We start from the raw sequence: 21,050 nt of genomic DNA, 5'->3' as shown, positions 1-21,050 counted from the left end.
GCAGGGCAGAATATTGCCTGGACGGAGCAATATCCAGTTCCAGGTTCCAAGCAACAGGCCTGCTTGGGTCTTATCCAGCGGTTCGGTCGGGCAAGCCCCAGAACCGCTGGGGCAAGATGCCGTGGGAACGGAACATGTGGACGCCATCCCCGACCCTACATCCGTCCGTTCTGGCTGGCCCGGGCATGGGAGTCGAAAAAGCGCGCCAGCACGGCCTTTCCCGCAGGCACGTGTGAAGAAGATAACGGGGTGGGCCGCTGCCCGGACACCGGATCACCCCATTCTTTCCCCACCGACCCAGTCGGGTGCTACCCACGCCGACAATCCGGTGCCTACGATCGGTGGCACGCAAGACGGACGCCCCATGGTTGCGTGCGCGTCTTGCTCCTCCGCGTGGATCGGTCCCGTACATGCCGGTCGTGGCCCGCAACAATTGCCGGTGCCAGGGTGCCTTCAACAGGGGCGCCCACCCCCTATTCACCCCTCCAAAGACTGTTCACATCCCCCAGCGGTACCTCCGCGGTGCCGCCCTGTACTGTTCAGGGAAGATCACCATGAAAACCATCCGTTCCACTCAGCTGGCCCGCGCACTGGGTGCCGCCGCTTTGACCCTCGGGCTGGCCATGACCGGGCTGGCACCAGCCAACGCGCTGGTCGCCCCGGCCAAGCACGACTCCAAACAGGTCATCAATTACGTGAACCTTGGCGATTCCTACTCCGCCGGTTTCGGGTCAGGCAACCTGCGCGAGGGTCCCATCCCCGACTGCGTCCAGGGTGACGGGCCCAGCCATGTCACCAAAGTGGCCAGTAAAGCCAAGGTGAAATTGACCCTGGATATCGCCTGCGCTGGCTACACCTCCGCCCAGATCGGCCAGGTCGCCTCGATGATCAAGCCCGAACTGAAGAAGGCCAAACTGGTCACCCTCACGCTCGGCGGCAACGACCTTGACCTGCGCGAACTGGTATTGGCGTGCAGCAACTTCGGAAGCAACAAGGAATGCGACGCGTTGGTGAAAACCAATACCAAGAGGTTGCCGAGCCTGGCCAAATCCGTGAACGGCACCCTGCGCACCGTGGACAAGGCCACCCGCGGGCAGATCATTGTCCTTGGATATCCACGGATCTTCGCCACCACCGGCGGGGACAACCAGTTCATCACCGTACGCAACGCCAAGAAGCTGAACAAGCTCGCGGACGGACTGAACAAGGCGGTAGCCAAGGGCACCCGGGGGACCAGCGCGGAATTCGCCTCGGTCACCAAGCAGTTCAACAACCATGGATTCGGTTCGGCCAACCCGTGGATCTACATGAACCCCGCCGATCCCGGGGATCCCCTGAGCCTGCATCCGACCACCACCGGCTATGTGAAGGGCTACTATCCGGTGCTTGAACGCCACTTGGACTTCCGGGGGCACAAGCGCCGCTAGTGGTTCCCGGCAGCATACCGGGCCATGAATCCACTAGTCTGGATTCATGGCCCAGGCTTCGAATGACTCCACCCTGAATGAACTTTTCTCCTCGCTGCTCTCCCCCGAGGGGTGGCAGCTGTTGGCGACCGTTGACCCGTCCATGGTCGCCACCAAGGATGCCGCCTGGGCATTAAACGAGAAACTGCGCAAGGACGGCCACGACCCGGCCATTGTCCGCGCCGTGGTGATGCAGAGCGAGCTGCGGTTCCGTGCCCGGGTGAAATTCGGTCCCTTTGCCGATTCCCTGGTGTTCACCCCCGCGGGCCTGGAGCAGGCCACCCGGCTGACCATTGCCGGGATGCACGCCCGCCGTTTCACAGGGGCCGGGTGCACCCATGTGGCCGATCTGGGATGCGGGATCGGTACCGATTCCATTGCCCTGGCCAGTGCCGAGCTGCAGGTGACCGCCGTGGAACGTGATGAGACCACCGCTGCGGCCGCGACCCTGAACCTGATGCCGTTCCCGAATGCCACGGTGGTCCATGCCAGTGCGCAGGAAACCGACCTGACGGATATCGACGGGATCTGGCTGGATCCTGCTCGGCGCACCGAGGCCGCAGGCAATACCAAGCGCATCTTTGATCCGGAGGCGTTCTCCCCTCCCCTGTCCTTTGTGGAACAACTGGTGGACCAGGGCAAGGATGTCGGCGTGAAGCTCGGGCCGGGGCTGCCCCATGAGGCCATCCCGGACACCGCTGAGGCGGTCTGGATTTCCGATCACGGCAGTGTCGTGGAAGCCTGCCTGTGGTTCGGGCGGTTGGCTCGGCCTGGGATCAGGCGTGCCGCCCTGGTCATTGACAAGAATGGCGCACATGAATTGACCTCCCCCGTGGTGGCCGCGGAGGGTGAAAAGGCACCGGTTGGAGCGCTATCAAATTTCCTCTATGAACCTGATGGCGCGGTTATCCGCTCACATCTGATTGCCGAATTACTACTGCAGACCGGCGGCACCCTGCTTGATGAACATATCGCCTACTTCACCCATGAGGATCTGGTCGTCACACCATTCGCCAAGGCGTACAAGGTGCTGGCGGTACATGATTACAACGTCAAGAAATTGAAGTCATGGGTCAAGGCCAACGGGATCGGTCAATTGGATATCAAGAAACGCGGGGTGGATGTCACCCCCGAGGAACTACGCCGAATCCTGCTGGCCGGTTCCCCCAAGAGTGCCAAGAACCACGCGACCCTGGTGTTGTCGCGGATCGGTGACAAACGCCTGGCGATCGAAGTCGAACCGGTACGAAACCCGTAATTGTGACGAACATTCCGCGCTGCGGGGCCGGATTTGGTCGTCAGATACTTCGTGGCCGCGTCAAAATGGTTTAGGTTGTATTCACCACATCGGCTGGTGACTGTAGATTTTGGCTGGAGAAAGGCCGAATGCCTGGTCGCCCGAAAACACCTAGGAGCACCGTGCAGAAGATCGATTTTGCCCAGTCTGCGCAGTCAACAATCGGCGTTGAATGGGAAATCGCCCTGGTGAACCAGGACACCGCGGATTTATGCTCGGTGGCCGAAGAAGTCCTGGCCACGGTCAAGGAACGTGACGGCATCCAGCCCGATGAGGAACACCCCACCATCAAGCCCGAGCTACTGCTGAATACCGTGGAGATCGTCACCGGTGTGCACAACACCGTGGCCTCGGCCGGTGAGGAACTACGGCAGAACCTGCGTCTGCTGACCGAGGTCACCACTCCCCTGGGTGTGGATCTCTACTGCGCGGGATCACACCCTTTCGCTGCGCCCACCCAGCAGCCGGTCACCGACAAGGACCGGTACGCCAAGCTAATCGACCGCACCCAGTGGTGGGGTCGGCAGATGGTGATCTACGGGGTACACGTCCATGTGGGTCTCGACAGCCGGGACAAGGCCCTGCCGATCACCGACGGGCTAATCAATTACCAGCCGCATTTCCAGGCCCTGAGCGCTTCCAGCCCCTACTGGGGCGGCGAGGACACCGGATACGCCTCGCAGCGTTCGCTGATGTTCCAGCAACTGCCCGCCGCAGGGATTCCCTTCCACTTCAACGACTGGGCAGAATACGAATCCCACGTCAACGACATGCTGCACACCGGGGTCATCGATGATGTCTCGGAAATCCGCTGGGATGTGCGCCCGGTACCACGCCTGGGCACCGTGGAAATGCGCATCTGCGACGGGGTGAGCAACCTGGCGGACATCAAGGCCATCACCGCCCTGACCCAATGCCTGGTCCACGACATGTCGCTGAGCCTGGAAGCCGGATACAAGATCCCTGTCATGCCGCCATGGTTCCGCACCGAAAACAAATGGCGCGCCGCCCGCTACGGCCTGGACGCCATCATCATCCTCAACGCCCAGGGCGACGAGATGCTGGTGACCGATCACCTGCGTGAAGAAGTCAAACGCCTCACCCCGGTGGCCGAACGCCTGGGCTGCGTCGAGGAACTGCACGGGGTCCTGGACATCATCGAGCACGGTGGCGAGTACAAGCTGCAGCGGCAAATCTTCGCCGCGTCCGGTGGAGACTTCAAAGCCATCGTGAAGGACAACGTGGCACGACTCGAGGGCCTCTAACCGCAGCGTTCCCGGTACTTCCCCGGGCCGCGGCACATTCGTCGCAGGTGCCCACACCCATGGGCTGCCGCTGCCTGGCCGATCGCCCCTTCCCTGCCCAGGGCAAGTATGTGATGCTGTGGTCCATGGAACTGACAGCGGCGGAGCAACGGCTGATCGACCACGTGGTGGCTGGTGAACTTCTCAACCTGGACCCCGCCGACAACGATGGGGCGGTCGTTGACCTGCAGCGGATGGACGGGTGGGGGCCCGAGCACAATATCCGGGCCGAGGTGATCCGCCGGATCCTGCGCGAGCTGCCCCCGCCCGGGGCAGGGTATGACCCGCGAGGCCTGCGGCTGCGCGGTGCCCGGATCATCGGACGGCTCGAATTGGCGAGCCTTCGCACGTCCCTTGCCTTGGAGTTGGAATCCTGTCTCGTGACGGCGGGGATCAATGCCCGGGACTGCACGATCCCCAAGCTCTGGCTCCGCAGATCGGTGATCGGGGCCCAGTCAGCCAGCGGGCATGCGGAGGCGTTGTGCCTTTCGGAGGCACGGATCACGGGCTCACTGTGGTTGTCCGGCGCGGACCTGTCCGCTGAGCAGGGCTGCGCTCTGGTCGCCGACGGGATCGTGGTCGAAGGAGATCTGCTGCTCAACGAAGGTTTCCGCGCCGTGGCCAAGGACGCCTCCGGGACCCTGGTCTTGAACAGAGGCAGCATCGGCGGCCACCTGAATCTGCAGGATGCGCAGCTGGCCAATGCCGCAGGCCCCGCGCTGGAAGCCGACCATCTGGTGCTCGGTGGCAGCATGTTCCTCGACGAGGAATTCACCGCCTCCGGCACCGGTGACGCCGGAACGATCCGGCTGCCCGGAGTCCGGATCCGTGGGGATCTGGGCATGAGTGATGCGCACCTGGACAACGATGCCGGGCCGGCCCTCATCGCGGACCAGATCAACGTCGAGGGCAGCATGTTGCTCGAGGGTGGATTCAAAGCCAGCGGACGGGACGGTATCGGTACGCTGAGGCTACCCGGGGCGCGGGTTGGCGGCCAACTCAGCCTCAACGACGCACACCTGGAAAACGCGGATGGTCCGGCGCTGAACGCAGATGCACTCATCGTCGAAGGCAGCCTCTTCCTGAACGGCACCTTCACCGCCACCGGGCGCGGTGACAGCGGAACGATCCGCCTTGTCGGCGCCCGGATCGGCAGCCAACTCAGCCTGAGTGACGCCGTCCTGGAGAACAAGGACGGCCCGGCACTGAACGCCGACGGGATCACCGTTGAAAGCAGCCTCTTCCTCGACGGCAGCTTCACCGCCACCGGGCGGGGTGAAATCGGAACGATCTGCCTCGTCGGTACCCGGGTCGGTGGACTAGTCAGCTTGAGCAACGCACACCTGGTTAATGCCGAGGGCCCGGCGCTCAGCGCCGACCGGATCATCGTCCACGGCGATCTGTACCTTGATCAGGGTTTCGAAGCCTCGGGCACCGGCGAGGCGGGTACGGTTCGCCTACTCGGAGCCAGAGTCATGGGCCAGTTCAGCATGAGCGGCGCACAACTGGCGAACGGCAGCGGCCCGGCCCTCAACGCAGATGTCATCACGGTGGAAGGTGATCTGCACCTGAGCGATGATTTCCATGCTACCGGCCACGGTGATATGGGTACTATCCGGCTTTCCGGGGCGCGGATCAACGGACAATTCAGCCTGAGAACGGCGCAGCTGGAGAACGCCGCTGGGCCAGCCTTGCAGGCGGACCGGGCCATCGTGGGCAATGACGTATTTCTCGATGAAGGGTTCAACGCAGCCGGTACCGGGCAAGCGGGCGCGGTTCGCCTTCCCGGTGCGCGCATCGCAGGCCAGCTCAGCCTGAACGGTGCGCGTCTGCAGAACCCGGATGGCGCATCCCTCCTCGCTGACGGGGTCGCGGTGGAGTCCGACATGTACCTCGACGACGGGTTTCGTGCCGTGGGTTTGGTCAGTCTGAGGGACGCGGCGATCGCAGGACGTCTCTTCGTGTCCATCCAAGCAGTGCAGGCGGCGGCCAGCCGCGCCGATCCCACATGCCGTTGGGATCTGGACGGCGCGACCTATCGTGGTTATCCCACCCAGGATGTGAGGCAGTGGCTCGACCTGCTGGTGCACGGCACCTGGAGCTATGCTGCCCAGCCCTTCCAGCAGCTGGCGAAGAACGCCCGGGAGGCCGGCCATGACCGCGATGTCCGCAGGATCCTGATCCGGCAGCGAAGGGACCAGCTCCATCGTGCCGCTCCGGGTTCCGGAGAAAGGCTCTGGGGAGCGTTGACCCGGGTCACCGTGGGATACGGTTACCGTCCCTGGCTGGCGTTGCTGTGGGTCGGGGCGGTGTTCTGCATCGCGCTGGGCATGGTCTTTTGGTGGGCCGTCGATGGCCTGGTCACCACACCGCAGATGCAGCAGTCCGGGCTCGGGCTCGCCTGCACGAACACCCAACGGATCCTGATCGCCATCGATCTCTCCTTCCCACTGGTATCAACAGGTGCGGATATCGCCTGCCAGATCGATGCTGGAAGCGCCGCGGGAGAACACCTCTTGCGGGTCGGGGCCGTGCTCAAGGCCTTCAGCTGGGGATTCACCGCCCTCTTCGTCGCCGGATTCACCGGTATCGTCCGCAGAAGCTAGCTCCACCTCGGCCGATACTTCCCGTTGGCACTTCCTTCCTCGAAGCCCCGGTCGACAGCTGGTGGACACAGAGCGCCTGGGAACCGGCCCGATGCACCGAACCCGCCGGACCAGTCTGTGCCACTCCCCCGAGTTCCCCTTTTCACGACCACGGATGTTTCCCTCCACGAGGGTCAGTGTGTGATGCTGTGGTCCATGGTACTGACACCGTTGGAGCAGCGGCTGATCGACCACCTCGTTGCCGGGCTGCGTCTCGACCTGGATTCCGCCTACACCGAGCACTCGGGAGCAAGCGGCGAGGAAATGCTCGGGTGGGGAGCCGTGCGTGAAATCCGCTCGGAGGTGATCCGCAGTATTCTGCGCGGCCAGCTTGTTCCCGTGGAAGGCCCCGATCCGTGCGGATTACGGGTCAGTGGCGCACGAATAGTCGGGCGACTGGACCTGGAAAACATGGTGGTGGCCATCCCCCTTGAATTGGCCGGGTGTCATATACCCGAAGGAATCAACGCACGAGAATGCCGCATTCCACGGCTCGCACTGCACGGTTCGACTATCGGGGTATCCACCGCTGGCCGGAAATCCGGTGCACTGTGCCTGACCGGGGCCAATATCGGCAGCACGCTCCGGCTCACTGGCGCACGGCTGGAAAATGAGCAGGGCCCAGCCCTTTCAGCAGACCGGCTCCACGTGGGCGGCGGAATGATTCTCAATGATGGGTTCACGGCATTGGGCGTTGGCCCCTCCGGTGCGGTGCGCTGTCAGGGCGCCAGCATCGGCGGCCAACTCAATTTGCGCAATGCGCATCTGGAAAATAGTGATGGTCCAGCGTTGTCGGGCGACCGGGTCACGGCCGAGGGTGGCCTACGAATGAACGACGGGTTCAAGGCCTTCGGCACCGGAGATGCGGGGGCGGTCCGGCTTCTTGGGGCACGAATCGGTGGCCAACTCAGTCTGCGCGATGCGCACCTCGCGAACCCCGATGGGCCAGCCTTGTCGGCCAACGGGATCAGCATCGCAAGGGACTTGTTCATGGACGGCACGTTTGCGGCCGTTGGCAGGGTCGGCCTTGTAGGCGCAAGCGTGAAAGGGCGGTTGGTGGTCTCCGCGAAAGCGGCAAGAGCGGCCACGCATCGCCCGAGCAATAACTGGGAGGTGGATGGGTTGGGGTATTCGGGCTCCCCACCAATGAGGTGACGCAGTGGCTGGACCTGTTGCAGCTGGGCACCCCACGCTATGCCGCACATCCGTATCAGCAACTTGCCGGAAATGCCCGGGGTGCCGGCCATGACGGCGAAGCGCGGATGATTCTGATGCGGCAACGGCGCGATCAACTCGCTCGCGCGAATCCGGGTTTCGGAGCGAAGTTGTGGGGAGAGCTGACCCGGGTCACCGTGGGCTACGGGTACCGCTCCTCACAGGCCCTGGCCTGGCTCGCCGGGCTCTTCCTGCTCACTGTGGTTCTCATTTTTTGGATCCTGCCCCAGGGCCTGGCTACGGCCGCGGAACTGCAAGTGGACGGCACCAGCATCGGCTGCATGGCAACCCAACGCCTGCTGGTCGGAGTGGAGCTCTCCTTCCCGCTGGTATCGACCGGAGTGCACGAGGCATGCCAGATCGCCTTTGGCAGCGCCCAGGGAGAGGCCCTGGCGTGGGTGGGGAGCATACTGAAAACCCTCAGCTGGGTGTTTACCACCCTTTTCGTGGCCGGCTTCACCGGGATCATCCGCAGGAACTAGCCACCGAGGCGGTGTCGATGGAACCTCTGCACCAATGCAGGCACACGGCAGCACGAGCAGGGCATCTGGCTGCGAGGAGCCAGTAGCGACGCCCAGTCCGCTCGGGGCGATGCCGTCGACGGGTAAGTGTGGAAGGAGCTGTCGATTGCAGTGCGCAAAGACATGGAAGTGCCCGTGCAAGCACCGGGATTGTCAGCAACGAATAACATCTCAGCAAGGTCCGATTGACTGGTCTTCGAATTTCCCGTGAGCCAGAGCCACTGCGATGGCGTTGTGGCAGTTTGGCGCCTTGTTCCGTACCGGTACAAGCAAGCTGGACACCATCCATCAGACGCTCGATTACGCGACACACTACATCATGGGCTCATGGGTCTATCAGAGCAAGACGAGAACAGCCGCGATCCCCAGGACGTGCTCGCCCGGGCGATTGAGGCGCACGGGGCTCCGAAGGAGCTGCTCAGCGACCATTCCAAGGCGTTCAAGCAACTGCGCCAGGGGTCGACCGATGCAGTGGAAAACTTCCTCGCATCCAAGCGAACCATGCCGATCAGAGGGCTGTCAGGTAAGCCCACGATCCAAGGCAAAGTGAACTTTCATATCAGGTGCCGCAGCATTTTCTAGACGCGAACAAACTACAGAATCTCACGAAGCCGAAGAATCGGATCAAACACTGTCGCCAGCATGACACCCAACGTCGGCCGCATCAATCGCTGCATCAAGCCACCCCACGTTTGGCGTGGGAAACGCTCGTTCATTCCCTTGCAACCGAACCGATCCCCTTGATGGTATTAGAGGACAAAGCGGCGGAGTGTCTTAGGGTGCGCAAATTGCGTCAGGTTGAGCTGGACAAGGCGACTATCGTGGTGCCAATGACAGGTGAAATCATCGACGCTGACATCCTTGATGAACCCACGTCGGAACTGGCCTCGAACCAGATGCTAGTCGAAGTGAGGAGAGAACAGCGCAAGGACTTCTACCAGGAGAAGCACACTTCTGTTCCGACGACTTTTGCTGGACGTCAGTTTCATCGCGCGGTAACCGAGGAAGAGCTCCTACTTTCTGATCCAGACACTACAGAAGTTGTTCTCTCCTTCCCACTGCCGTTGATGGCTTTGCATGCGCGGGGTAAACTCATCGCTTCCTACTCGATCAGGGAATCGGGCTAACGAATACCACCACACAGGGGGAACGCAAGGCCCCTGAGTATCGTGAACAGTCGGTGCTTCGGGAAGACCAAAAACCAGAAGTGTTCAACCACGTCTAACGATGTTGGATGCAGAAACCCTAGGCCCGACGAATCTGCTCTTGGCACCTGTGCACGAAGAGATTGAGATCGGTTGTTCACGAAGTGGCGAGATCCGGTGTCTCCGATGTACCGAGATTCCGCACCAAGTTGCCAGAACAGTGGTACCTTCCGGCTAATTAGCACCCAGCCTTGAATAGGGAAAACAGCCAACGTTGAACTGAAGCGGTAACGGCTCTCCGCTGGCAGCAGATCCTGCTGCCAGCGGAAATCCGCCGTCATGAGCGCTCACTCTTTCTGTCGCACTAAGGCGTTATACCTCCGATGCTGGGGTCGAGGCTTGGAACTATCCTGCATAACCTGCCCGCACCACATCACAGGTACCCTTGAAATATGACTGCCGACGCACAATCAAGCATCATCTTTGGCGGACAATTCGCCCGTGAACTTCCCGAGCTCGCCGTTCACTGGCAGGCGGAGGAGGCTCCGGATCCCCGGCTGCTCGTACTCAACGAGCCACTGGCCGAGATACTGGGCTTCAACTCCGAGTCCTTGCAAAGCCCCGAGGGTCTGCAGCTGCTACTCGGTACCGTGCTCCCCAGTGGCACCACCCCGGTGGCGCAGGGTTATGCCGGTCACCAGTTCGGATCCTACTCTCCGCGACTGGGTGATGGGCGCGCCCTATTGCTCGGCGAGCTCATGGATTCGGCTGGCAACCTTCGAGATATTCACCTCAAGGGTTCCGGACGCACACCGTTCGCTCGCGGTGGCGATGGACTCGCCGCCATCGGTCCGATGCTCCGTGAATACGTGGTCAGTGAGGCAATGCATGCCATGGGCATTCCAAGCACACGCTCACTGGCAGTGGTAGCGACCGGGCGACCGGTTCGCCGCGAGGCGCTGCTGCCCGGCGCCGTGCTGACCCGGGTGTCCAGCAGCCATTTGCGGGTCGGCAGCTTCCAATACGTACGGGCCATGAACAACGAGGATCTGCTGCGCCGCCTCGCAGACCATGCAATTGAGCGCCACTATCCGCAGGTGATGGAAGCGGAAAATCCTTATCTCGCACTGTTCGAAGCGGTGCTCACCGCCCAGGCAACTTTAACCGCCCACTGGATGCTGGTGGGTTTCATCCACGGGGTGATGAACACCGACAATATGACCATCTCGGGGGAAACCATCGATTACGGCCCGTGCGCCTTTATAGAGGTTTTTGACCCGGCAACGGTCTACAGCTCAATCGATGAAAGCGGGCGCTATGCCTATGGCAATCAGCCCATCGTAGCGCAGTGGAATCTTGCCCGTCTTGCCGAAGCCCTCTTGCCACTCTTCCATGAAAACCAGGAACATTCCGTTGCCCTGGCACAGGAATCACTCGGTGCCTTCCACACTCAGTACAGTGCCACGTGGCTGGCCGGAATGAAAACCAAACTTGGTCTGGACGAGAGATTCGAGGATGAAATAGCCACGTCACTCACTGACGAACTCTTCGCTCTCCTGCAGGCAGACCGCATCGATTACACTTCCTTCTTCCGGAACCTGGGCACCGCCGCGCGCGGTGACACCGAGCCCGCACACTCAATGTTCTCCGACCCTGCCGCCTTCGATACCTGGGTCGAGCGGTGGCGGGCATTGGAACCGGATGCGAACCGGATGGACCGGACCAACCCTGTCTATATCCCGCGCAACCACTTGGTCGAGGAGGCTCTCGCTGCCGCCGTCGACGGTGATTTGGAACCCTTCTCGCAGCTCTTGGCCGCGGTCACCGCACCCTTCGAGCAACGCCCCGGCTTCGAACGATACGCCGCTGCCGCCCCGGAAAGCTTCGGACCCTACCGGACTTTCTGCGGCACCTAAACCGCCGTACGGGAAGGGCTATGCCATTCCGCGTCCCTTGGCATTGCCATGGAAGATTCCTCAAGGTGCCGCGTCAAACCCCTAAAATCTATCGGTTAGACAGCAGCATTTCACGGATCTCTAATTTGCGTATGTTCCCTCTCGGGAGATCGGTGAGATCGTGTCATGAGACAGCTGGGTGCCCACCGTGGTTTCCAGATGGTAGGCGATATCCCACACCGTCATGCCCCCGGCGTACAGAGAAATGACCATTCCATCCAGGCCGCCGGTACGACGTGAGCCCTGGGGCACCAGCGTCAGAACGAACGTGCCAGCCCGGTCCCGCGGGATTTGAAGGTCAATATCCCCGGCCATGGTGGACACGGTTTTCGGATATGAGCCGTTGCGGGAGTTCGGGATGAGGCGTCCTTGCTCGTAGCCGAGGTGGTCGGTGAGTTCGGCTTTCAGACCGCGTTCCAGCCCGGCGCGGATGTTCTGTTTCGATGTTGCCGTCTTTGCCGTCGAGCTGGATCTCACCACGGTCGATGAATCCCATAAGTTCGTCGAAAGCACCGGAGTCCTTCACGGCGTCCATGGAGCCAAGTGCCGCGAACTTCTCGGCGATATCTGACGCGTTTTCCATGGATGCTCGGGCCTGTTCTTTCTGGGTGGTCAGCCGTGCAGCAACGAGTGACGCTCTCAATAACGTTCGTTTTTGAGACAGGAAGCTTCCTGCAGACGAGGCATCTGTGACTATTGGTTTCAATTGGCGGTTTTTTAGAGTTGGAATGGCGTATTGCATGGCGTCCGGAACGAGCAGGCGGGCAATGCGTGGCATAAAGAAATGGGTAGCCGCCTCGAAGTTTTCGAAGTGGCTACCCATCAATCGGTGCTATTTTGCAGGTTGCGTCTCTGTGAAACCATGCTGGGTTCCGGTGGGGATTCCGAGAGTGATTGGCTGTGGTTCACCGCAGCATCCAGCCGGTTCGGTATCAACGGTTCTGCAGCCGTCGGATTCTTCAACGGGGGAATCGCATGATCCACCGAGGTCAGTGGAGCATACACCGGTTTCTGGCAGATCGAGCTCGACCATGGCAGCGGCGTGGGCGTCGCCAGCCAGGTGGGCCGCGATGGAGCGTATCTGCTCGTAGCCGGTGGCCATGAGGAATGTGGGCGCGCGCCCGTAGCTTTTCATTCCAACGATGTAGAAGTTCGATTCTGGGTGAGCCAGCACCTTTTCGCCGTGGGCGCTCACTGTTCCGCAGCTATGGAATTCAGGATCGATGAGCGGTCCGAGCTGGCGGGGCGCTTCAACTGCTGGGTCGAGTTCCAGACGCAGCTCTGAGAGCATGCCCAGGTCCGGGCGGAAACCCGTGGCGGGAACGATGAAGTCGACGGTCATCTCACGGTCATCAGCCAACTGCACGTGTAGTTGGTTGTCGCTGGTCAGTCGTGTGATCGATGTGTTCTCCAGCAATGTAATGTGTTCGTTTTCAACGAGGCGGCGCAGACTGGTACCGAGCTGACCACGAGCCGGGAGTTGGTCCGCAGCCCCGCCACCGTAGAGTTTGATCGGATTCGCCGCCCCACGCAGGCCCCATAGGATTTGGGTGTCCTCGTTTTCCTGCTTCAGCCGGCCTAGCGATATGAGGGTGTTGGCAGCCGAGTGTCCAGCCCCGAGGACCAGGATTGTTTTTCCTGTCAGCTTCTCGCGGTCAGCTCCAAGGGGATCAGGCAAGGGCGAGGTGATTTTGCCCTGGGTTCGGGCTTCCTCTTCGCCGGGTGCTTCGAGTCCGGCGCGGCCTACTGGGTTAGAGGTGTTCCACGTGCCCGACGCGTCAATGACTGCTCTGGCCGTGAAATCCTGAATTCCGTCAGGGGTCTGGGCGCGCACCAGGAAGAGTGCTTGATCTCGTCCGCCGGTGCGGGTTTTGTCCAGGCCCGTTCCTTCATCCGTTACGCGGGAGACGGCAAGGACGCGGTGCTGGAAGCGGATGGAAGGTGCTAGGCCAGGGTGCGCGGCCAGTGGCTTGAGGTAGCCTTCGACTAGTTCGCCTCCGGTTGGCAGCGATGTTTCGCGGGGCATCGCCCAGTCCGCGGCGTAGGCTCCTGAGGGCGTTTCCAGTAGGCGGCGCGCAACGGCATCGACGTTGTATTTCCAGGGGGAGAAAAGTTTGATGTGCGCCCATTCGTCCATGGACGCTCCAGCTTGCGCGCCTGCCTCGAGTACCAGGAAGTGCTGCTCGCGCTCGCTGAGGTGGGCGGCGGTGGCCAGGCCGACGGGTCCTGCGCCGATGACAATAATTGGATGCTGCTTAGTCATGAGGGGTGTTCCTAACGCTGTGGCAGCAGTTCGCTGATGAGGGTTTCGATGCGCGCGCGGATCTCGTCGCGGATCGGACGCACTGCATCGACCCCTTGTCCTGCTGGGTCATCCAGCTTCCAGTCTTCGTAGCGCTTGCCGGGGAAGATCGGGCAGGTATCGCCGCAGCCCATGGTGATCACGACGTCGGATTCTTTCACCGCTTCGGTGGTCAGGATCTTCGGGGTTTCCGCCGACATGTCGATGCCCTCCTCGGCCATCGCCTGCACGGCGGCAGGGTTGACCGATTCTGCTGGCGCGGACCCTGCCGAACGAACCTCGATCCGCCCTTCGGAAAGGTGCGCGAGGTATGCGGCGGCCATTTGCGAGCGGCCTGCATTGTGGACACAGACAAACAGTACTGAAGGCTTCAGGTTTTCCATTGTTGAGTCTCCCAAGTTTTTACTTGTTACTAAGCGTGTCGAGCAGTGCACGAACGCGTGTGGTGATGTCTTCGCGAATTTCTTCAAGGTCCTGGCCAGATGCGGCAGCGGGGTCTGGCACGTCCCACTCTTCATAGCGGACCCCGGGAAGGATGGGGCAAACATCCCCGCAGCCCATCGTGATGACAACATCCGCAGCGCGTACTGCATCATCGGTCAGCGGTTTGGGGAAACGTTCAGCCGACCGGCTTTCGCCTTCGATGTCGGTAAGCATGCGCTGAACGCCTGGATGGATTTCGGATGATGGTGCTGATCCGGCGGAGCGAGCAATGACTGCGCCATCTGAAAGATGGTTCAACAGTGCTGCAGCAAGTTGGGAACGCCCAGCATTCGCGACGCAGAGGAACAGCACCTGTGGTGTATCGGAATGCGTGTGGTGTCGAGCGATGTCGGCCAAACGTTGTTTTGCAAAACGCTCAGTCAGCGACACCAGGTGCTGGCTTACGCTGGCCGTGCGCGCCAGCGAGGCGTAAGACTCGCGAACAATTCGGAGCACTAGATCACCGGACAGATCTAGTGATCCCTTGGATAATTCTTGTGCGAGACGGGTGAGCTGCTCATCGTGCGATGCATGTAGTTCGAAAGACATGGCTAACCAGCTAACTTTTCAGAGTTTCAGCAGTGGATGGGAAGAACTTGCGGGACCACAAGGCGGCGTAAACCAGCGCTACCAGTACGGGTACTTCGATCAGCGGACCGACCACGCCGGCCAAGGCCTGGCCGCTGGTGGCGCCGAACGTGGCGATGGCTACCGCGATGGCCAGCTCGAAGTTGTTGCCGGCCGCGGTGAAGGCCAGCGTGGTGGTGCGCGGGTAGCCCAGCTTCAGGGCGTGGCCGATGAGCATGCCGGCGCCGAAGACCACGACAAAGTAGGTCAGCAGCGGGATGGCCATGCGCAGCACATCCAGCGGCTTGGAGATGATGTTATCGCCCTGCAGGGCGAAGAGCAGCACGATGGTGAACAGCAATCCGTACAGTGCCCACGGTCCGATTTTCGGCAGGAATTTACCCTCGTACCAGTCGCGGCCCTTGGCCTTTTCGCCCAGGGTGCGGGTCAGGTAGCCAGCCACCAGCGGGATACCCAGGAAGACCAGCACCGAAGCGGTGATCGCGGCAATGGAGAACTCGGCGCTGGTGGTTTCCAGACCAAGCCAGGATGGCAGCAGCTGCAGGTAGAACCAGCCCAGGGCGCCGAAGGCGATGACCTGGAACACGGAGTTGATGGCCACCAGCACGGCGGCCGCCTCGCGGTCGCCACAGGCCAGGTCATTCCAGATGAACACCATGGCGATGCAGCGCGCCAGGCCCACAATGATCAGCCCGGTGCGGTATTCGGGGAGGTCTGCCAGGAAGATCCAAGCCAGCACGAACATGAAGGCAGGAGCCAGGGCCCAGTTGATCACCAAAGAGGTGATCATCAGCTTCTTGTCGGCAAGCACTCGGCCGGTCTCGTTGTACCGGACCTTGGCCAATACGGGGTACATCATCACCAGCAGGCCGATGGCGATGGGCACCGAGACACCTGCAATGGTGAATCGATCCAGCAGCTCACCGAGCTGCGGGAAGATCCGGCCCAGGCCCAAGCCGACGGCCATTGCAAGCAGGACCCATAGGGCCAGGTAGCGGTCCAGGAAGGAAAGTTTGGCCGCCACAGGGGCGGTGTCGGGCACGGTCGCAGGTGTCATGCAATCATCACTCCAAGTTGAGACATCGACGAACATCGATGTTTCGAGTATGCTTGCTTATATCGACGTTTGTCAATCTCTGATATGAGCGAAGAAACGAGCCGAAACCGATGAGCATTCCCACCCTGATTCCCGCTGGCGCAAGCCCCGCCGAAGCGCCCGAGCTATGCTGCGTCCCATCTCAAGGCGAGCAGATTCTGCAGCCTGAGGATGCCGAGCTGCTGGCAATGCGCTTCAAGGCCCTGGCTGATCCAAACCGTTTGCGCATCCTTTCCATCGTTTCCGCAAGCAAATCGGCCGAAACCTGCGTGTGCGACCTGTCCGAACCGCTGGATCTGAAGCAGCCGACAGTCTCGCACCACCTGAAGATCCTGGTCGATGCCGGGATCCTGCACCGCGAGAAGCGCGGAGTATGGGCCTACTTCTCCGTAGTCCCCGGCGCCTTGGAATCCCTGGGCTCCAGTCTGGTGGCCAAGAAATGAGCGCAAGAGCCAAACCAGCGGCACTCTTCGTCTGCGTCAAAAACGGCGGCAAATCACAGATGGCCGCTGGACTCATGAAGGCCCGGGCCGGTAGCCAGATCGAAGTTTCATCGGCGGGCACGCAGCCGGGATCCAAGATCAACTCCCTCTCAGCCGAAGTGCTGCTCGAACAGGGCATCGACATCACCACGGAGCACCCGAAGCAGCTCACCGAAGATGCAATGCGCCAAGCCGGACTGGTCGTCGTCCTCGGACGCGAAGCGGAAGTCCCTCCGACCGACGGTGTGGAGATCGAAGTTTGGGAACTCGATGAACCAAGCTCCCGTGGCATCGATGGACGCGAGCGGATGCTGCTCGTGCGAGACGAGATCAGCCGCCGCGTCGCAGATCTGGCCAGTCGGCTGCTCTCCCCGAAAAATTAAGACGACACCACAGCGAGAAGAAAGAATCCCTATGATCTCTGACGAAATCCGCGACGTAATCATCGTCGGCTCCGGCCCGGCCGGTTATACCGCTGCGATTTACACCGCGCGTGCGAACCTGAAACCACTGGTCATCGCAGGATCAGTCACCTCCGGCGGCGAACTGATGAACACCACGGACGTGGAAAACTTCCCAGGTTTCCCCGAGGGAATCATGGGCCCGGACCTGATGGACAACATGCAGAAGCAGGCCGAGCGCTTTGGCGCCGAGATCCTCTTCGATGATGTCACCGCGATGGACCTCGCAGGCGAGATCAAGACCCTGTCCCTGGCCGACGGCACCACCTACCAGGCCCGCACCGTGATCATCTCCACCGGCTCCGCCTATCGCGAACTGGGCCTGGACGACGAGAAGCGCCTCTCCGGCCACGGTGTCTCCTGGTGCGCTACCTGCGACGGTTTCTTCTTCCGCGAGCAGAACATCGCCGTGATTGGCGGAGGCGACTCAGCCATGGAAGAAGCCCTGTTCCTGACCAAGTTCGCTGCCAAGGTCACTGTGGTGCACCGCCGCAGCGAGCTGCGCGCATCGAAGATCATGGCTGAGCGCGCCCTGGCGCACGAGAAGATCGACTTCGTGTGGGATTCCGAGGTCGTGGGCATCAACGGCGAGGACAAGGTTCAGAGCATCGAGCTGAACAACCTCGTCAACGGCGCCAAGAGCACCTTGGATGTCACCGGCATCTTCGTTGCCATTGGCAACGACCCACGTGTTGATCTGGTCAAGGATCAGCTCGAGCTGACTTCCGAGGGCACCATTGCCGTCGAAGGACGCACCTCGAAGACTTCGCTGCCAGGTGTATTTGCTGCCGGCGATGTTATCGATTCCACCTACCGCCAGGCAATTACCGCAGCTGCTTCCGGCTGCGCGGCTGCACAGGACGTGGAGCACTACCTGGCTAACGTCAATGAGACTGTAGCTACCGTCTAACCCAGCGGTTTCATCGGGGCGTTGAGAGCCGCTGATTTCCGGTTTTCCTGGAAGTCAGCGGCTTTCTCCAGTTTCGGGGTCGCTGGTAACACCAGGATCACTGGTGTGGGTGCCGGACTCCACTATTCCGGTCGTGCCTTTCATCTCGTTGACGGGCAGGGTAGCTGCCGGTTCAGGCGGCCAGCTGGCCATGCCTCCATTGCTGGTACCAAGCGTGGGCCCGTTCCAGCAGTTCGATCAGCAGCGCTGCTTCCGGTGCGGTAGCCGGTACCAACAGGCCTGTTTGCCGGCTACTGGTGATCAGTTTCCCGGCAATCACGTACAACCGGTACCGCCACCGCTTCACATCCCAACACCCGGCAGGATGCCCCACCGGAAGCATCGCCAGCTGAATCCAGCACGTCAGGTTCATGGCCAGCACCGCCAGGTTCGTCCAGGCCTGATTCGCTGCAAACGACCAGTAAGGCAGCTTGCCCAACCCGGTGGCCTTCAGCGTTTTGATCCGGTTTTCACACCGTCCCCGGGCCCGGTGCCGTGCGTCAAGAAACGCTGGGTTGTAGCGTGGCGCGTTGGTGAGGAACGCGGTGATGCGGTTGCCGTCGGTGTCGAACAGTGAGGCCTTCGCCCCGGGATGCAGCGGTTCGGCGCGCAGGTAGATGCGGGTGCCTGGCGGGTAGTCCTTCAATACCAGCACTTTGCTCGCATCGATAACCCACGCGTCATCGCGCAGGTTGCCGTGTTGGTCGGTGGCTGGTTCCCAGTACTTCTTCTCATCGATCCACCGGATAAACCGTTCATTGACCACCGGCAGGGCGTAGGAAGTGGAGAACTGGATTCCCAGTGCGTGAAGGTGGTGCAGGAACTCGCGTGAAGCACCAGCGCTGTCGGTGCGCACTAGAATCTTCTCACCGATCAATTGCTGGTCGGCGTCGTAGAAGTCATCGGGCAGCTGCGCCAAAGCCTGGTCCAGGATCGTGATGTGGTCAGCGGCAGAATTTGCGCCCTTGTTCCCGGGACGTAGGAGCACGGCCAGGATTTCCCCGGTCCCGTTCTCTTTGCCGTAATCCACCGTAGCGGTCATCGGCGCGAACCCGAAGCCGCGCTTATAGGTGCCCGTAGCGTGTTCTTTATCGGAGTGCACGTGCACCAATGTGGCATCGATATCGAGGGTCAGTGGGTCCTTGGCCGTGGCCCGGGCGGCAGGATTCCTCGCCCCGGCCGCGGCCCAGATGCGGGAGCGCAGCGTGCGGTGCATGGTGGCGAACGCGTACTCGAACGCCGCAGGCTGGTCCTTGATCCGGGCCATCATGCGACTGATCGTGGCTTCGGAGGCCACCGGGCCAAACAAGCCCGGTGAGGAGCTGAGCTGGTCGATATCGGTGACTTGTTCACCCCACGCAGCGAGCATGATGGCCAGGTCAGCGATCATCTTCCCAGGCCGGTGAATGGCCGTGGCTGGGACGAACTGGGAGAACCTGTCCTCGCAGAGCTGGCGGAAGTCCAGGGCGTTGAGGAAACTGGTCAGCACCCCGAGCCCTGCCTGGGATACCAGGGCTTGCCCGGTGAGTTCTGTCGGGACATGCGGGAAAACGCGGGTAGACTGATGCACTGAAAAGGTGATCCTTTGAACTGGGTGGATGAAGCTTCAACACCTCTATTTTCCCAGTTCAGATCACCTTTTCCTCGTTAAAGACAGTTAATGAAGCACTGAACGATGAAACCCCCAGGCTAATTAGTTTTCCCAGAAAGGGGTTCTCTCTTATGAGCAACGCAAAAGCAGTAACTGAAGCAACCTTCCAGAGCGAAGTTCTGGATGCCGAAAAGCCAGTCATCCTCGATTTCTGGGCAGAGTGGTGCGGCCCTTGCCGCCAGCTGGGTCCAGTTCTGGATCAGATCGCTGAAGAGCATGCTGCGAAGGTTGACGTCGTCAAGGTCAACGTTGACGAGAACCAGGGCATCGCAGCCAAGTACGATATCACGAGCATCCCAGCTGTTTACGTCTTCAAGGGTGGCGAGCACGTTGCTACCTCGATCGGAGCCAAGCCGAAGGCTGTCATCGAGAAGGACTTCGCAGACTACCTGTAAATCTTCTTTGATCCTTTGAATCGGTGCGCCAGGCTTTCCGCCTGCCGCACCGATTCTGGATTAACCAGTCAGCCCGACTACAGTCTGAGTTCATACAGGTAGGTATCCAGCCACTGACCGACCGCTTCTCCTCGTGTGGCCCTGGCAATCCTTTCTCGTCGCCCGACTTCGCGAAAGCCCGATCTGCCATGCAGGATTCGGCTGGCATCGTTGTCCGCGATAATTGAGGATTGCACCATCCAGTACCCGTGGCGTCTTGCTAGGGCGATGAGTTCAGTGAGCAACCGGGTCCCGACGCCGCAGCCAGCATATTCTTGGTCAACATAGACTGAATGCTCCACGACCCCTTGGTAAGCAGGACGCTGGGATACGGCTGTGGCTGCCGCCCACCCTGCAACAGCGCCTTCCGGAGTCAAAGCAGACAAAGATAATCCAGGAATCTTGGACTCGAAGAATTTTTCGCGGCTCGGCACCTCGGATTCGAACGTGGCAAGGCCCGTGGAGATGCCCTGAGCGTAGATACGTGATACATCGGCCCAGTGAGCTTCGGTCATTCCCACTAGCTGGATGGATTGTTTTCGCTTGATTCCCACAAAAGAATCCTACCGCCACCCTCAACGTCGATACGTGACCAAAGAATCTGCCACTAGGGAGATAGGGAGATTGCAGCTAGTTAGGGTAACACTCGAGTCTTGCGCAATCATGCGCTGGAGTCATGAGTCATCTACGGATACCGAAAACATTCGTTTTTGACACACTGAAATTGGGGAAATCGCATCACGCCATTTCAGTTGAAAATTCAAGGGTCAACTTTTCGCGCAGAGGTTCAAAACCCAGTTCCATAATCTATGAGTCAGTTCTATCGATGATTGACGGGTTTTGATACATTTCAAAGCATGGGACATCTTCTTGGATACGCGCGAGTGTCTACTGGTGATCAAGACGCTCGGTTGCAGCACGATGCGCTTACTGCTGCTGGGTGCTATCGGATTTTCACCGATACCGCGTCAGGAGCACTTGAGTCTCGCCCCGAGCTAGATGCAGCAGTTTCAAATGGATCGAATACCCAGCAAAACTCTCCCCGATGACATCGGA

The 21,050-nt window shown here is 60.7% G+C and carries 19 protein-coding genes and 2 pseudogenes; 14 read left to right on the top strand and 7 right to left on the bottom strand.

Features of this window, described 5'->3' with window-relative positions:
* The first annotated feature begins 554 nt into the window (after positions 1 to 554).
* From OK351_RS01690 to OK351_RS01650, 9 genes are all read left to right on the top strand, one after another.
* Positions 555 to 1,427: an SGNH/GDSL hydrolase family protein gene (locus tag OK351_RS01690; RefSeq protein ID WP_265155598.1), complete on the top strand. Its 873-nt coding sequence runs from the start codon at positions 555 to 557 to the stop codon at positions 1,425 to 1,427.
* Between the two features lie 46 nt (positions 1,428 to 1,473).
* Positions 1,474 to 2,724, top strand: a complete 1,251-nt coding sequence (locus tag OK351_RS01685) for a THUMP-like domain-containing protein (RefSeq protein WP_265155597.1) — start codon at positions 1,474 to 1,476, stop codon at positions 2,722 to 2,724.
* A 161-nt stretch (positions 2,725 to 2,885) separates the two neighbouring features.
* Positions 2,886 to 4,028, top strand: a complete 1,143-nt coding sequence (locus OK351_RS01680) for a glutamate--cysteine ligase (protein WP_265155596.1) — start codon at positions 2,886 to 2,888, stop codon at positions 4,026 to 4,028.
* Between the two features lie 59 nt (positions 4,029 to 4,087).
* Positions 4,088 to 6,673: a hypothetical protein gene (locus OK351_RS01675; protein ID WP_265155595.1), complete on the top strand. Its 2,586-nt coding sequence runs from the start codon at positions 4,088 to 4,090 to the stop codon at positions 6,671 to 6,673.
* A gap of 210 nt (positions 6,674 to 6,883) precedes the next feature.
* On the top strand, positions 6,884 to 7,867 hold the full coding sequence (locus OK351_RS01670) for a hypothetical protein (protein WP_265155594.1): 984 nt from the start codon (positions 6,884 to 6,886) through the stop codon (positions 7,865 to 7,867).
* Positions 7,864 to 8,409: a hypothetical protein gene (locus OK351_RS01665; RefSeq protein ID WP_265155593.1), complete on the top strand. Its 546-nt coding sequence runs from the start codon at positions 7,864 to 7,866 to the stop codon at positions 8,407 to 8,409. The genes OK351_RS01670 and OK351_RS01665 overlap by 4 nt, the downstream gene beginning before the upstream one ends.
* A gap of 366 nt (positions 8,410 to 8,775) precedes the next feature.
* Positions 8,776 to 9,030, top strand: coding sequence for a hypothetical protein (locus OK351_RS01660; protein WP_265155592.1), 255 nt, complete (start codon positions 8,776 to 8,778; stop codon positions 9,028 to 9,030).
* On the top strand, positions 9,012 to 9,575 hold the full coding sequence (locus tag OK351_RS01655) for a hypothetical protein (protein WP_265155591.1): 564 nt from the start codon (positions 9,012 to 9,014) through the stop codon (positions 9,573 to 9,575). The genes OK351_RS01660 and OK351_RS01655 overlap by 19 nt, the downstream gene beginning before the upstream one ends.
* Positions 9,576 to 10,045: 470 nt before the next feature.
* Positions 10,046 to 11,509 (top strand): protein adenylyltransferase SelO, encoded by a 1,464-nt coding sequence (locus OK351_RS01650; RefSeq protein ID WP_265155590.1) that lies wholly within the window; start codon positions 10,046 to 10,048, stop codon positions 11,507 to 11,509.
* Between the two features lie 138 nt (positions 11,510 to 11,647).
* Here OK351_RS01650 and OK351_RS01645 read toward each other — a convergent pair.
* The 5 genes and pseudogenes from OK351_RS01645 to arsB all read right to left on the bottom strand — a co-directional run.
* Positions 11,648 to 12,164: pseudogene (locus tag OK351_RS01645) on the bottom strand (transposase); the annotation flags it as partial.
* Positions 12,165 to 12,380: 216 nt separating this feature from the next.
* On the bottom strand, positions 12,381 to 13,811 hold the full coding sequence (locus OK351_RS01640; RefSeq protein WP_265155589.1) for an NAD(P)-binding protein: 1,431 nt from the start codon (positions 13,809 to 13,811) through the stop codon (positions 12,381 to 12,383).
* 11 nt (positions 13,812 to 13,822) lie between these two features.
* On the bottom strand, positions 13,823 to 14,233 hold the full coding sequence (locus tag OK351_RS01635; protein WP_265155588.1) for an arsenate reductase ArsC: 411 nt from the start codon (positions 14,231 to 14,233) through the stop codon (positions 13,823 to 13,825).
* Positions 14,234 to 14,252: 19 nt separating this feature from the next.
* Positions 14,253 to 14,855 (bottom strand): annotated as a pseudogene (locus tag OK351_RS01630) (ArsR family transcriptional regulator); the annotation flags it as partial.
* A gap of 37 nt (positions 14,856 to 14,892) precedes the next feature.
* Positions 14,893 to 15,978 (bottom strand): ACR3 family arsenite efflux transporter, encoded by a 1,086-nt coding sequence (gene arsB, locus OK351_RS01625; protein WP_265155587.1) that lies wholly within the window; start codon positions 15,976 to 15,978, stop codon positions 14,893 to 14,895.
* 110 nt (positions 15,979 to 16,088) lie between these two features.
* Here arsB and OK351_RS01620 point away from each other — a divergent pair, with 110 nt between their 5' ends.
* From OK351_RS01620 to trxB, 3 genes are read left to right on the top strand one after another with little or no spacing between them, the layout of a single operon-like run.
* A complete protein-coding gene (locus OK351_RS01620) occupies positions 16,089 to 16,460 on the top strand; it encodes an ArsR/SmtB family transcription factor (protein ID WP_265155586.1) in 372 nt (123 codons plus the stop codon).
* Positions 16,457 to 16,882 (top strand): arsenate-mycothiol transferase ArsC, encoded by a 426-nt coding sequence (locus OK351_RS01615; protein ID WP_265155585.1) that lies wholly within the window; start codon positions 16,457 to 16,459, stop codon positions 16,880 to 16,882. The genes OK351_RS01620 and OK351_RS01615 overlap by 4 nt, the downstream gene beginning before the upstream one ends.
* A gap of 31 nt (positions 16,883 to 16,913) precedes the next feature.
* Complete coding sequence (gene trxB / locus OK351_RS01610; protein WP_265155584.1) at positions 16,914 to 17,870, top strand: thioredoxin-disulfide reductase; 957 nt, start codon at positions 16,914 to 16,916, stop codon at positions 17,868 to 17,870.
* Positions 17,871 to 18,042: 172 nt separating this feature from the next.
* On the opposite strand, the gene OK351_RS01605 is transcribed toward trxB, so the two are convergent.
* Positions 18,043 to 19,479 (bottom strand): IS1380 family transposase, encoded by a 1,437-nt coding sequence (locus OK351_RS01605; protein WP_265155583.1) that lies wholly within the window; start codon positions 19,477 to 19,479, stop codon positions 18,043 to 18,045.
* 152 nt (positions 19,480 to 19,631) lie between these two features.
* Between OK351_RS01605 and trxA the strand changes: the two genes are divergently transcribed.
* Complete coding sequence (gene trxA / locus OK351_RS01600; protein WP_265155582.1) at positions 19,632 to 19,955, top strand: thioredoxin; 324 nt, start codon at positions 19,632 to 19,634, stop codon at positions 19,953 to 19,955.
* 77 nt (positions 19,956 to 20,032) lie between these two features.
* On the opposite strand, the gene OK351_RS01595 is transcribed toward trxA, so the two are convergent.
* The gene (locus OK351_RS01595) at positions 20,033 to 20,548 is read right to left on the bottom strand and encodes a GNAT family N-acetyltransferase (protein ID WP_265155581.1); all 516 of its coding nucleotides are present in this window, start codon (positions 20,546 to 20,548) and stop codon (positions 20,033 to 20,035) included.
* Positions 20,549 to 20,851: 303 nt separating this feature from the next.
* Between OK351_RS01595 and OK351_RS01590 the strand changes: the two genes are divergently transcribed.
* Positions 20,852 to 21,043, top strand: coding sequence for a recombinase family protein (locus tag OK351_RS01590; protein ID WP_371931359.1), 192 nt, complete (start codon positions 20,852 to 20,854; stop codon positions 21,041 to 21,043).
* Positions 21,044 to 21,050 lie beyond the last annotated feature (7 nt).

The organism is Glutamicibacter sp. MNS18 (assembly GCF_026107515.2).
Taxonomy (GTDB): domain Bacteria; phylum Actinomycetota; class Actinomycetes; order Actinomycetales; family Micrococcaceae; genus Glutamicibacter.
The sequence above is the reverse complement of the archived record's forward strand: the minus strand, read 5'-3'. Positions and strand labels throughout refer to the sequence as shown.